This window comes from Ruegeria sp. AF5 (assembly GCF_056541905.1).
Window position 1 is genome coordinate 28338 of record NZ_JBQFYZ010000006.1, and the last position, 12960, is coordinate 41297.

Sequence of the window (12960 nt, forward strand, 5' to 3'; positions counted from 1 at the left end):
ATTCGGGGTTCGTACGTTATAGCGCACGTAGCACATGTGCGTTATAACGTACAAGGTAAATCGCAGGGCGCGGGTATGGCTATGGACGACATTACGCTGAAATTACGGGATGTGCGGACAGCTTCGGGGTTGAGCCTGTCCAAAGTCGCCGAGATGACCGGGGTCAGCAAAGCCATGCTTGGCCAGATTGAGCGCGGCGAATCGAGCCCAACGATCGCCACGCTTTGGAAAATCGCCAAAGGCTTTCAGATACCGCTCAGCGGGTTGATCGACACAACGCTGGGCGATCCATCGGTCTTTCAGACTGTAACCTTTCCCGGCAGTATCGAGGTCAAGATCGTCTTTCCCTTCGATCCCGCACTGGGAGCCGAGACTTTTCACGTGAACCTTGCCGCGAACCAAAGCCACGAATCCCCGGCTCATGCCGCCGGGGTGACCGAGGAAGTATTTGTCCTCAGCGGTACTTTGGAAATTCTGCGTGGCGAGGAATGGGTGCCCTTACAGGCCGGGCAGGGGTTGCGCTTTGCTGCGGACCTGCCGCACGGGTATCGCGCCGGTTCGCAAGGAGCCGCGTTTCTAAACATGCATCACTATGCGCAACACACTGAATCTCCTGAAAATGGCACGGCCCAGATATGACGGCTATCTTTGACACACTTACCATCGTGGATGCCATCGGCTCGTTCGGGGCGCTGATCGTGGTGGCGGCGTATTTCGCGACGCAGATGCGGATGATGAATTCCGATGACCTGGCCTTTCCGGTGATCAACCTGCTGGGGTCTGTCCTGATCGTCTTTTCGCTGCTTGAGAATTTCAATCTGGCCTCGATGCTGATCGAAGGGTTTTGGATTGTGATCAGTGTCATCGGCATCATCCAGCATTTCCGCCTGCGCAAGGCGCGATAATTCCTGAGGTCAACAAGCGCTAGTGCTATCCAGCCTTGAACGCCCATGCCACGGGGTATAGGGAAACCCCAAGCTCGCTTAGGGGAGGCTTTGATGCAGGACGATCCAAAAACCCTCGTATCCACCGAATGGCTGGCCGCGCATATGAAAGACCCGGATCTGCGGATTCTGGACGGGTCGTGGTATTTGCCCGCGCAAAACCGTGATGCCAAGGCCGAATATGATGCCGGGCATATCCCCGGAGCACGGTTCTTCGATATTGATGAGATATCAGATCACCGTTCCGACTTGCCTCATATGGCGCCACCGGTCGAAAAATTCATGTCACGCCTGCGGGCCATGGGTGTCGGTGATGGTCATCAGGTTGTGGTTTATGATGGTGCCGGGCTGATGTCCGCAGCGCGCGTTTGGTGGCTGTTCCGTCTGATGGGGCAGGAAAACATCGCGGTTCTGGATGGGGGGTTGCCGAAGTGGCAGGCCGAGGGGCGCGAGATCGAGGATCTGCCTCCGGTCATTCGCGACCGTCACATGACTGTTCGCGTGCAAAACCAGCTTGTCCGGGATGTCACGCAAGTTTCCGCCGCCGCCAAGCTGGCAGATCACGAGATCATCGATGCCCGCTCGGCCGACCGGTTTGCCGGAACCGCACCCGAGCCGCGCGAAGGGCTGCGTTCGGGCCATATTCCCGGCTCGCGGAATGTGCCCTTTGGGCAGTTGTTGAACGCCAACGGAACAATGAAGTCGCCCGAGGACTGCCGCGCCATATTCGAGGCTGCAGGTGTCGATCTGTCGAAACCGGCGATCACCTCTTGTGGGTCTGGTGTCACGGCCGCCATTCTCAGCCTTGCGTTGGAACGCATGGGCAAGAAAGACCACTCGCTTTATGACGGCTCCTGGGCTGAATGGGGTGCCTTCCCGACCCTGCCCGTCGCAACCGGAGAGAACTGATGTTCGAGAACCTGAAACCGCAGCCCGCCGACAAGATTCTGGCGCTGATGCAGATGTACCGCGAAGACCCGCGTGATCAGAAGATCGATCTGGGTGTTGGTGTCTACAAGAATGCCGAAGGCGTGACGCCGGTGATGCGCGCGGTGAAAGCCGCCGAACAGCGCATCTGGGAAGAACAGGAAACCAAGGCCTATACCGGTCTGGCCGGTGATCCGGCATATGCGGATGCGATGATCGGATTGATTTTGGGTACTTCGGTGCCGCGCGGCAACATCGCCGCAGTGGCGACACCCGGAGGCACCGGCGCCTGCCGTCAGGCGTTCGAGTTGATCCGGATGGCGAACCCCTCGGCACGTATGTTCGTGTCGAACCCGACCTGGCCCAACCATCTTTCGATCCTGAATTACCTGGGGATGGAAACCGTTCAGTATCGTTACTTCGATGAAGAGACCCGGGGCGTCGATTTCGATGGGATGATCGCAGACCTGAAAACCGCCAAAGCGGGTGACGTGGTTTTGCTGCATGGCTGCTGCCACAATCCGACCGGTGCCAATCTGAACATGGTGCAATGGCAGGAGGTTGTGAACCTGATCAATGCGCTGGGCCTCGTTGCGATGATCGACATTGCCTATCAGGGTTTTGGTGATGGTCTGGAAGAGGATGCGCAAGGCGTGCGGCTGGTGGCCTCATCGGTAAAGGAATGTCTGATTGCGGCGTCATGTTCCAAAAACTTCGGCGTCTATCGCGAGCGCACCGGGTTGCTGATGGCGATCAGTGCGGATGCGGGGCAGACGGCCTTGAACCAAGGTACACTGGCGTTCCTGAATCGCCAGAACTATTCCTTCCCGCCTGACCACGGCGCGCGCGTGGTGACGACCATTCTTATGGATGAGGCGTTGCGGGCAGACTGGGCAACTGAACTGGAAGAGGTTCGGCTGTCCATGCTGGGCCTGCGCCAGCAATTGGCTGACGAGTTGCAGCGTCTGGCCGGATCCGACCGGTTTGGGTTCATCGCCCAGCACCGCGGAATGTTCTCGCGTCTTGGGGCGGCACCGGAACTGGTCGAGAAACTGCGCGTTGAACACGGTATCTACATGGTCGGCGACAGTCGCCTGAACATTGCCGGGCTGAACGCAGCGACTGTGCCGATTTTGGCCAAAGCAATTGTGGATGTCGGGGTTTAAACGCCGACGCGACATTCGAAACGGAAACCCGGGCGCGAACGCCCGGGTTTTTTTGTCAGGTGGCGGCAAGGCTTAGCCTTTCGAGAATTCGGGGTATGCTTCCATTCCCAGTTCCGCCATGTCGAGGCCGTTGATCTCATCCTCTTCGCTGACACGGATGCCGACGGTGGATTTCAGGATCGTCCACAGGATCAGTGCGCCGACAAAGGTGAAAACGCCGTATGCGACGATGCCCAGTAGCTGCGCGCCCAGGCTTGCGTCACCGTAGAAGACGACGGCGATGGTGCCCCAGATGCCACAGAACAGGTGGACCGGGATGGCACCGACAACATCATCGATCTTGAACTTGTCCAGCATCGGGACCGCGAAGACCACGATAATACCACCCACGGCACCGATCCACAGGGCACCGAACAGGGTTGGGGCCAGCGGTTCGGCCGTGATCGAGACCAGACCCGCCAGCGCGCCGTTCAGCACCATCGTCAGGTCGGGCTTCCTGTACAGAACCTGAGTCAGGATCAGCGCTGCAACCGAGCCCGAAGCAGCCGCCATGTTGGTGTTGGCAAAGATGCGTGACACGTCCGATACATCACCCACTGTTCCCATCGCCAGCTGCGAGCCGCCGTTGAATCCGAACCAACCCAGCCACAGGATGAACGTTCCCAGGGTCGCCAGCGCCAGGTTAGAGCCGGGCATCGGGTGAACTTTGCCATCTTTGTACTTGCCGATCCGCGGACCCAGGATAAGGGCCCCTGCCAGCGCAGCCCAGCCACCGACCGAGTGTACGATGGTCGAACCGGCAAAGTCTGAGAAGCCCTTGGCATCCAACCAGCCGCCACCCCATTTCCACGAACCGGAAATCGGGTACATGATGCCTGTCAGCACGATGACGAAGATCAGAAAGGGCCAAAGCTTGATCCGTTCCGCCACGGCGCCGGAAACGATGGATGCGGTCGCGGCCACGAACACAAGCTGGAAGAAGAAATCTGAACCGACCGAAGCATAGTCCAGTGCCGCATCCGCCGGCGCAACACCAACCGCATCAAGCGTTGTGGTCGAGAAGAACGGGCCAAGCCAGCCCGTGATGGACCAGCCGTCGCCGGGATACATCAGGTTGAACCCGATCAGCCAGTACATGATTGCGGCAAATGAAAACAATGCCACGTTCTTGATCATCTGCATGGCAACGTTCTTGGATCGTACCAGACCGCCTTCCAGCATGGCGAAACCTGCGGCCATGAAGAAAACAAGAAAGCCCGCCATCAGAAACAGAAGCGTGGTAAAGATATACTGGGTGTGCTGTGCCGCTTCGCCGGTTGCGGCGGCCTCTTGCGCAAGACCCATCTGCGGCAGCGCAACAATGGCGGCGGCAGGGATGAGAGATTTCATCAGGTTCATTGTCAGTCCTCGAATGATTGTGAGTGGGCGCACTTACAGCGCGTCCTCGTTGGTTTCCCCGGTACGCACACGCATCGCCTGTTCGACATCGAGGACAAAAATCTTGCCGTCACCGATCTTGCCGGTTTTGGCGGTTTTGGTGATGGTCTCGACGATCTGGTCGGCCATTGTCGCAGGCACCACGATCTCAAGCTTGATCTTGGGCACGAAGTTCACCGCATATTCGGCACCACGATAGATTTCGGTGTGACCGGACTGTGAGCCGAAGCCCTTGATCTCGGTTACCATCATGCCGCGCACGCCAGCCTCGGTCAGTGCTTCGCGCACCTCCTCCAGCTTGAACGGCTTGATTGTCGCAATGATCAGTTTCACGTCTTTCCCCTCTGATTGTCCGGTGGGACCGGCTTGTTTGCACCTGCAGAAAAAAAGCGCGCCGCGACGCAGTAAGAAACGCTTTCGGGGTCAAAACCTGCCGGGAAGTAATGCAAAGTTGCACATTTTTTGCACAACTTGGGCATTGTGCCCAATAAATGAGCGCTATAGAGAGGGGAAATTCCGGAAATTCGGACCTCTACATACTGCGGTTGTCGAGGTATGGTGACCAAAAAGTATAACCGGGCAGAGTTTGAGCATGACTGAGTCCAAGCGCCGCAAGCCGACATTGGTCGCGGATAAACGGTACCCTTCGAAGGGCCGAAAACTGGCTGCGACCAAAAGCACGGCGGGCAAGAAATCGACGGTGCGCAAACCGACCACGCGCAGGAAAACCCGCAAGTCATCAGGGGGTAAAGGCGGTGGTATCTTTCGCCGTTTGTTCCGATGGATCTGGCGGTTGATCTGGGGATTGACCTGGCGTGTCGGTGCGATTTCGGCCATGCTGCTCGCGCTGGCGGTGGGTATCGTTTACGCCACGTTGCCGGATGTCGATGCCTTGCTGGATGGGCGCGCGCGGGGTTCCGTGACCTTGCTGGATCGTGACGGCAAGGTCTTTGCCTGGCGTGGCGATCAGTTTGGTGGCGTGATCACGGCCGATACCGTGTCTCCGCATCTCAAGTACGCAGTCATCGCAACTGAAGACAAGCGATTTTACCGGCATTTCGGGGTCAGCCCGCGTGGCGTCGCCAGCGCGGTCAGCATCAACCTGAGCGAAGGGCGCGGGCCTCTGTCCGGGCATGGCGGGTCGACCATCACGCAACAGACCGCGAAACTGCTGTGTCTGGGTGTTCCCTATGATCCCAGCGATTGGGATTCCGAGGCCGCGTATGAGGCCGACTGCCGTCAGGGTTCCTTGTGGCGCAAGGCTAAGGAAGCCGTCTATGCGCTGGCAATGGAGGTGAAATACTCCAAGGGCGAGGTTTTGACGATCTACCTGAACCGTGCCTTTCTTGGCGCAGGCGCGCGTGGGTTCGAAGCCGCAAGCCAGCGCTACTTTGGAAAATCCGCCGCCGAGGTTTCGCCCGCAGAGGCCGCGATGCTGGCTGGTCTGCTGGTTGCGCCTACACGCTATGCACCGACCAACAACCTGCAACGGTCTCAGGATCGGGCGCGGCTGGTGATCGGTCTGATGGAGGATCAGGGATATCTGACCGCCGCACAGGCCAGCGAAGCGCGTACGCGACCGGCGCAACTGTCTGAAGCGGCAGCTGCCCGAGCGGGCGGTTACTTCGCAGATTGGGTTGTTTCGGAACTTCCCAGTTATTTTGGCGACAACACAACCGAAGATGTTGTAATCCAGACGACTTTGGATCAGCGGATTCAGCGATCGGCGGAAGAGGCTTTGCAATTCATCTTTCAGGAAAAGGTGCGCGAAGGCTCCAAGGCGCAGGCGGCCATCGTGGTCATGTCCGCGGACGGAGCGGTGAGAGCCATGGTCGGCGGCCGAGAAACACGGGTTGCCGGGGTGTTCAACCGGGCCACCATCGCCAAGCGCCAAACCGGTTCGTCCTTCAAACCTTTTGTCTACGCTACCGCGCTGGAACTCGGCTATTCGCCGCTGGATACGGTGATGGATGAACCTTACTGCGTGGACATTCCCGGGTCCGGTCAATGGTGCCCCAAGAACTATACCAACAAGTACTACGGGCGCGTGTCACTGGCGGATGCGCTGAAGAACTCGCTGAATATTCCGGCGGTGAAAGTTGCCGAGATTTCGGGTTTGGATAACGTCCGCACCGTGGCCAGTGGTTTTGGCATTGCCAGCGATCTGGCGCAAGGTCCGGCCTTGGCGCTGGGCGCGTCGGAAAGCACGCTGATTGAGATGACGGGGGCTTATGCAGGTATTCTGAACGGCGGCTCTGCCGTTGAACCTTATGGCCTGACCGAGTTGAAGCTACTGGGTGATGAAGCTCCTGTCATGGTTACGACAACCGGTATCGGTGAACGGGTGATTAACGACGCGGCTGCCAAACAGCTGACATGGATGATGGAACGTGTGGTGTCCGAGGGCACAGGTGGACGGGCCAAGTTGCCCGGCTGGCAGGTGGCGGGCAAAACGGGCACAACCCAGGCGGCGCGGGATGCATGGTTCATCGGGTTTACTGCGGATTACGTAACCGGCGTTTGGATGGGCTACGACGACAACACGCCCCTATCTGGTGTGACCGGTGGGGGTTTGCCCGCGGAAATCTGGAGAGAAACCATGCTGCGAGTCACCGAAGGGATGACACCGACACCCTTGCCGATGATGGCACCAGCGCCGCCGGTTCAGGTCGCACAGCCACAACCGCGCCGAAAGCGCGGAGGCTTTGCCGATGATATCAACAATCTTCTGAAGAATATTTTCGGTGGAAACTAGAGCCTTCTCTGAGGGAAAAAACGAAAAAAGGCGGTGCATCGGGCACCGCCTTTTGTCATTTCGCTGTTTCGTGTTTCAGACGCTGGCATCCAAGGCCGCAAGGATCGCGTCGCCCATTTCAGTGGTTGATACGGGCTGAACGCCCTCATCTGCAAGCAGGTCGCCGGTGCGTACACCATCGGCCAGTACTTTCTCGATCGCGGCCTCCAGACGATCCGCTTCTTCGCCCTGATCAAAGCTGTAGCGCAGGGCCATAGCAAAGCTGAGGATACAGGCGATCGGGTTGGCTTTGCCCTGACCGGCGATATCCGGGGCCGAGCCATGGACGGGTTCATACATTGCCTTGGGCCGACCATTAGCCATCGGCGCGCCCAGAGAGGCCGAAGGCAACATGCCCAGCGACCCGGTCAGCATCGCGGCGCAGTCGGACAGGATGTCACCGAACAGGTTGTCGGTCAGGATCACATCAAACTGTTTCGGTGCGCGTACAAGCTGCATCGCGCCGTTGTCGGCATACATATGGCTCAGCTCAACTTCGGGGTAGTCCGCTGCGACGCGGGTGACGACTTCGCGCCACAGGATGCCCGATTCCATCACGTTGGCTTTTTCCATCGAGCACAGCTTTTTGTTGCGGCGCATTGCCAGTTCAAAAGCCGAGCGCGCGGCGCGTTCGATCTCGGATTCGGTGTAACGCTGGGTGTTGATGCCGACGCGTTCGTTGCCTTCCTCGAAGATGCCGCGCGGCTCACCGAAATAGACGCCCGACGTCAGTTCGCGCACGATCATGATATCCAGACCGGCAACGATGTCTTTCTTCAGCGAAGAGAAATCGGCAAGCGCGTCAAAACACTGCGCGGGGCGCAGGTTCGAATACAGGTCCATTTCCTTACGCAGGCGCAGCAGGCCACGTTCGGGTTTCAGGCTGAAATCCAGATCGTCGTATTTCGGACCGCCGACGGCGCCCAGCAGAACCGCGTCAACCTCTTGCGCCTTTGCCATGGTCTCATCGGACAGAGGCTTGCCGTGGGCGTCATAGGCGGCACCACCCACCAGGTCCTCGCTCACGTCAAATTGAAGACCACGATTGGCACCGAACCAATCGATGATTCTGCGCACTTCGGCCATAACTTCTGGGCCAATTCCGTCTCCGGGCAGGATGAGGAGCGAGGGGTTGGGCATGAAGGGTCTCCTTGCGTTTTGTTGCACAGGCCCTAGCGTCTGCGCAGCATCGGGTCAATGAGACAGACCTGTCAAAACACAAGGAAAACACATGCTGACACCCGGAAATCTGGTTCCTGCGCTGAAAATTGAAACTGTCGCCCATGGCAGTTTCGACCTCGAGACCAACAAGGGCGAAAACGGAACGCTGGTGATTCAATATCGCGGATTGCATTGCCCGATCTGCATCAGGCAGATGACCGAGGCCGAGGCGGCGCTGGACGATTTCGCGGCGCTGGGTGTCGAGGTTATCATGATCACCACCGATACCGCCGAACGTGCCGCTGAAACCGCAGCAAAAGCCAATGTTTCCCGCCTGCGTGTAGGCCACAGCCTGCCCCTGTCTGAGGCACGGGAGGGTTGGGGGCTGAACATCTCGACCAGGCGCGAAGGCAGTGCCGAACCAGACCTGTTCGCAGAGCCCGGACATTTCTACATCGCACCTGACCGGACGCTGTACTATGCTTGGCGACAGACCACGCCTTTCGGTCGCCCGTCGATGTCGGATATCGCGGGTGGTCTGAAGTTCACGTTGGGCAATAACTACCCGGCGCGCGGAACGTATACGGGCCCACTTTGATCCTCAGAGGCTGGCCTTGAGCCCTTCTGCCAGCAAATCCCAGACCCTGCGGATACGTGGGGTCTGGCGCATGGCCTGCGGCGCAGCCAACCACACGGGCAGAACCGGGATTTCTACATCCAGCGGCAAGATTTCGACATCCGGGTCGGCTTCGGCCATCTGGACCTGACTGAAGCCAATGCCGCATCCCGCGCGGATCAGTTCCCAATAGGCGCTTTGCAGATCGCAGCGGGTCGCAAAACTGTTGCGGCTTGCGGGCCATCCTTTTTCGCGCATGGCCTTGATGATTTCCTGATTGGCGTCAAACCCCACAAGGTCGTGGGAAAAAAGTTCCTCGGGTGTCTTGGGGCGTCCCTTACGGTCGAGATAGGACCTGGCCGCGCAAAAGCATAACGGCACCTCGCCCAGATAACGCGAAATGATATCCATCTGCGCGGGGCGATACATGCGAACGGCAATATCTGCCTCGCGGTATAACAGGTTTTCCGTGGTATCGGTGGCGACCAGCTCAAGTTGAATGGCGGGTTCCTGCCTTCGGATATTCGCCAGAATCGGAGGCAGCAGATGATGCGACGCGAAGACCGAAGCGGTGATGCGGACCGAGCCTTCAAGCTGCTGCGACTGCCCTGCGGCGGCAAGGCTGAAGGCAGTCATGGCGCTGTGCATTTGCTGCGCCATCGGCAAGAGCTGGGAACCTGCCACGCTTAGTTTCAGGCCGCGCGCGTGGCGGTCGAACAAGGATACGCCCAGTTCGGTCTCAAGGCTTTGTACTTGCCGCCCCAATGTGGGTTGGCTGCGATCAAGGTGCCGAGCAGCGGCAGACAGGGATCCTGTTTCGGCCACGGCCAGAAAGCTTTGGATCAGAGACCAATCCGCATGCGTCAGTGCTTTATCCATTCATAATTGAATACACATTCTACATTTCCCGGCAATTCCATACGTGCATTGAATGGATAGATTGGTCCGAAACAGGAGGTATCAATGACACAAACTGCTCTGATACTCGGCGCGTCGGGCCGGTTTGGGCGTAATGCTGCAAAGGCGTTTCGGAATGCGGGTTGGACCGTGCAGACATTCCGTCGCGGGTCCGATTCTCTTTCCCAGGCGGCAAAAGGGGTGGATGTCATCGTAAATGGGTGGAACCCGCTCTATCCTGATTGGTCGCGTGAAATGCCCGACCTGACCAGACGTGTGATAGATGCCGCGTCCGAGACCGGAGCCACCGTACTGGTTCCAGGCAACGTCTATGTGTTTGGAGCGGACACGCAAGGCCCATGGTCCGGGAGTACACCGCACTTGGCCACCAATCCGCTTGGCCGCATCCGGATCGAGATGGAGGAGACGTATCGCGCCTCAACCGTCCGTACGATCCTTCTGCGTGCGGGTGATTTCATTGACACCGAGGCATCTGGAAACTGGTTCGATCAGGTCATGATCAAGCATCTGTCGCGCAATCAATTCGTGTATCCCGGAGATCCGGAGGCCCCGCACGCCTGGGCCTATCTGCCTGATCTGGCCCAAGCTGCCGTCGCGCTATGTGAAATCCGAAAGGATCTGCCGCGGTTCTGCGATGTTCCTTTTGCTGGCTACACCCTGACCGGAGCTGAGATCGCGCAGTCTCTGACGAGAGTGACCGGGCGGGACATATCCGTGAAGCCTATGCAATGGTGGCCATTGCAGCTGGCGCGACCATTCTGGCGCATGTCCTCACACCTGATTGAAATGCGGTACCTGTGGCAGGTGCCACATCAGTTGGACGGATCGTACCTGACCGAGTTGCTGGGTTCCGTGCATCAGACAGATCTGGATGATGCATTGCGTTCTGCGATCTCACCCAGCCTTGTGGCTTTGCCCTATGCGAACGGAGAGTCGGTCACGCCTTAGGGCAGGGTGACGTCAATCCAGACCAATCGGTGCCTGCTGGCGCGCAGGGCGGATTCGTATAGCTTGGTGCCTTCTTCCGGCCACGTTACACCGGCATCCGAAATGCGCAGGTCGGCCGACGGCAACACATAATCCACGCGCATTTCACCCGTGGCCTTCCACGCGACCGTTGAGGTCGAACCTGACGGGTCTTTCGGCAGCGGGTCTTGCAAACGCGGATGGGCCAGAAGGGACTGAATGGCCTGTTTACGGCCCTTTCCACGCGTTGGGTCAAGGTTGGCATCGCCGGCGATTACGAAGGGACCTTTGGGAACTGGCCTCAGTTCACCGTTCAGTAAAACGGACCAGAGCCTGATCTCATCCTGGTTGCGCAATCCGTTTCGATCCTCGGGCCCATCGAAAACGGGTGGCGCGGCATGAAAGGTCATGAGATTGAGCCGCCCATAAGGGGTTTCGATCGGTACAACCCAATGTGCGGTCGAAGACAGGCGTTGTATCTGATGTGCCGCGTCAGACGGGAAGGGGTGCCCGTTTGCTCTAGGCAGGATGGCGCCCGGTAAACTCCGCCACAACAGCTCGGAATAATCCTGAACCTCAGCGGTGATGATTTCGTATCGCGACAACACCGCCAGCCCACCTTGACCTGTGAACTGCCCCCAGCCTTGGGCGTCGCCGGGGCCTTGGGTCTTGCCATCACCGTCCAGATCAAGCGAGGTTTCCAGCCCGGCATTGGGTTGTGCGGCAAGGTAATATCCGTAATCAAGCCCCGCGTTGCGCAGTTTCCCGGTCAGGGCGATTACAGCAGTATTGTTCAGGTCCCAATCGATACCCTGAAGGGCGATTATGTCAGGGCGTGCCGATGCAATAACGTCAACAACGGCCAGAACCTGCGCGTCATCGCGTTGAATGTCGCGAAGCAGTAGGCCAGGACCTTTTTCGCTGAGCTCGGTATTATAGGTGGCGATACGCACGACCTCTGCCTGTGCCGCAAAGGGCAGCAATAGCAGACATAGGGTGCGGATCATGCGGCCTGTGTTGACTCGCTGGTCGAATAAGCGCGGCGTTTTTCCATGATCAAGCCCGCGATCCTAAGGGTCGCCATGCCGCGCATGATCATGCTGGCGGGCAGGAAGGCCCATGCGCTCATGGTCCAGATCAAGGTCTGTGGGTTCCCGAGAGAGATCGGGGCGATCACACTGCTCATCAACTTGATTATCGCCGGAATGAGGAATGGCAGCAGAATGCCGATACAGATGTTCAGGCGGCCATCCCGTTGAAGGCGCGTAACGACATCGCCCCCTTTGGTCGGGTCAAACAGCGGCAGGTTTGTCCAAACATTGAAGGCGCCATTTCCGGTTGGCCATCCCCGAACCCTGACCGCATAGGCAAAGCTGACAATCGTGACCAATGCCGCGACATAAGCCACGCTGGCCGTGATGCGGACCAGTTCAATCAAGGCGTGGCTGGCATCCGGGGGCAACATCAACACGATGAGGCGCACCGGAGAATAGGGGAAGTCCACCACATTTGCGACAGCCAAACCAACCGAATAAGAGAATGTGGTCAACTGCGTTGGTTCAAAGGCGTTTTTGCAGATCAGCGTCAGAAAGGTGACCATCGACATCAGGCCGACAAACCGAAGGCGATTGACCGGGGGCGCGTCGCGGAATTCGATGAAGCTGGGAAAGGCGGAATTGTATTCGGCAAAGGTCAGGATAAACGCGAGGATCGCGAGAAAGACCAGTATCTCGGTCCCGTTCGTAGATGAGACAGGCAGGTACAACGCAGGTGTCAGCACCATAAGTGCAACAAGTATACCGCGTATCGCCGCCCCTGTTGTGCGCGCAATCACTATCCGAACCCTTTTTCAAACCGGATCAGCCGATCTTTGTCGACTTGTTTCCAACTTGTGCCCGTCGCTTCGTCTGACGTTGACGGATGCCTCTTCAGCGTCAACATGAACGATAAGCGGCATTTTGCTCAAGCCGAGGTGCAGAAAACACGGGATTTCGGGCAAAAAGATGGCGCAACTGGTGCGGTATTGCATCA

The 12960-nt window shown here is 58.2% G+C and carries 13 protein-coding genes; 7 read left to right on the top strand and 6 right to left on the bottom strand.

Going from position 1 to position 12960, the window contains the following annotated elements; all coding sequences use genetic code 11:
* Positions 1-75 precede the first annotated feature (75 nt).
* From ACR0DS_RS10675 to ACR0DS_RS10690, 4 genes are all read left to right on the top strand, one after another.
* Positions 76-639, top strand: a complete 564-nt coding sequence (locus ACR0DS_RS10675) for a helix-turn-helix domain-containing protein (RefSeq protein WP_480483875.1) — start codon at positions 76-78, stop codon at positions 637-639.
* Positions 636-905 (top strand): CBU_0592 family membrane protein, encoded by a 270-nt coding sequence (locus ACR0DS_RS10680; RefSeq protein ID WP_480483876.1) that lies wholly within the window; start codon positions 636-638, stop codon positions 903-905. Before ACR0DS_RS10675 ends, ACR0DS_RS10680 begins: the two co-directional genes overlap by 4 nt.
* A gap of 93 nt (positions 906-998) precedes the next feature.
* Positions 999-1853 (top strand): 3-mercaptopyruvate sulfurtransferase, encoded by an 855-nt coding sequence (sseA, locus tag ACR0DS_RS10685; RefSeq protein WP_480488175.1) that lies wholly within the window; start codon positions 999-1001, stop codon positions 1851-1853.
* Positions 1853-3037 (top strand): amino acid aminotransferase, encoded by a 1185-nt coding sequence (locus tag ACR0DS_RS10690; protein ID WP_480559483.1) that lies wholly within the window; start codon positions 1853-1855, stop codon positions 3035-3037. Before sseA ends, ACR0DS_RS10690 begins: the two co-directional genes overlap by 1 nt.
* Before the next feature lie 72 nt (positions 3038-3109).
* Here the strand turns inward: ACR0DS_RS10690 and ACR0DS_RS10695 are convergent, their stop codons facing one another.
* Both ACR0DS_RS10695 and ACR0DS_RS10700 read right to left on the bottom strand, forming a co-directional pair.
* Positions 3110-4435, bottom strand: coding sequence for an ammonium transporter (locus ACR0DS_RS10695; RefSeq protein ID WP_480488173.1), 1326 nt, complete (start codon positions 4433-4435; stop codon positions 3110-3112).
* Positions 4436-4468: 33 nt separating this feature from the next.
* Positions 4469-4807 carry a P-II family nitrogen regulator gene (locus ACR0DS_RS10700; protein ID WP_209507249.1) on the bottom strand — a complete coding sequence of 113 codons (339 nt, stop codon included), beginning with the start codon at positions 4805-4807 and terminating at the stop codon, positions 4469-4471.
* A 259-nt stretch (positions 4808-5066) separates the two neighbouring features.
* On the opposite strand from ACR0DS_RS10700, the gene ACR0DS_RS10705 reads away from it, so the two are divergent.
* On the top strand, positions 5067-7229 hold the full coding sequence (locus ACR0DS_RS10705; protein ID WP_480559481.1) for a transglycosylase domain-containing protein: 2163 nt from the start codon (positions 5067-5069) through the stop codon (positions 7227-7229).
* 75 nt (positions 7230-7304) lie between these two features.
* Here the strand turns inward: ACR0DS_RS10705 and leuB are convergent, their stop codons facing one another.
* On the bottom strand, positions 7305-8408 hold the full coding sequence (leuB, locus tag ACR0DS_RS10710) for a 3-isopropylmalate dehydrogenase (protein WP_209507247.1): 1104 nt from the start codon (positions 8406-8408) through the stop codon (positions 7305-7307).
* Between the two features lie 91 nt (positions 8409-8499).
* On the opposite strand from leuB, the gene ACR0DS_RS10715 reads away from it, so the two are divergent.
* Positions 8500-9027, top strand: coding sequence for a redoxin domain-containing protein (locus ACR0DS_RS10715; protein WP_480559479.1), 528 nt, complete (start codon positions 8500-8502; stop codon positions 9025-9027).
* A gap of 3 nt (positions 9028-9030) precedes the next feature.
* Here the strand turns inward: ACR0DS_RS10715 and ACR0DS_RS10720 are convergent, their stop codons facing one another.
* Complete coding sequence (locus ACR0DS_RS10720) at positions 9031-9924, bottom strand: LysR family transcriptional regulator (RefSeq protein WP_209599231.1); 894 nt, start codon at positions 9922-9924, stop codon at positions 9031-9033.
* A gap of 84 nt (positions 9925-10008) precedes the next feature.
* Here ACR0DS_RS10720 and ACR0DS_RS10725 point away from each other — a divergent pair, with 84 nt between their 5' ends.
* Positions 10009-10911 carry a Rossmann-fold NAD(P)-binding domain-containing protein gene (locus ACR0DS_RS10725; RefSeq protein WP_480559477.1) on the top strand — a complete coding sequence of 301 codons (903 nt, stop codon included), beginning with the start codon at positions 10009-10011 and terminating at the stop codon, positions 10909-10911.
* On the opposite strand, the gene ACR0DS_RS10730 is transcribed toward ACR0DS_RS10725, so the two are convergent.
* Both ACR0DS_RS10730 and ACR0DS_RS10735 read right to left on the bottom strand, forming a co-directional pair.
* Complete coding sequence (locus ACR0DS_RS10730) at positions 10908-11936, bottom strand: endonuclease/exonuclease/phosphatase family protein (protein WP_480483883.1); 1029 nt, start codon at positions 11934-11936, stop codon at positions 10908-10910. The two genes, ACR0DS_RS10725 and ACR0DS_RS10730, sit on opposite strands and share 4 nt — an antisense overlap.
* Positions 11933-12763 (bottom strand): hypothetical protein, encoded by an 831-nt coding sequence (locus ACR0DS_RS10735; protein WP_480483884.1) that lies wholly within the window; start codon positions 12761-12763, stop codon positions 11933-11935. Before ACR0DS_RS10735 ends, ACR0DS_RS10730 begins: the two co-directional genes overlap by 4 nt.
* Between the last annotated feature and the right edge of the window lie 197 nt (positions 12764-12960).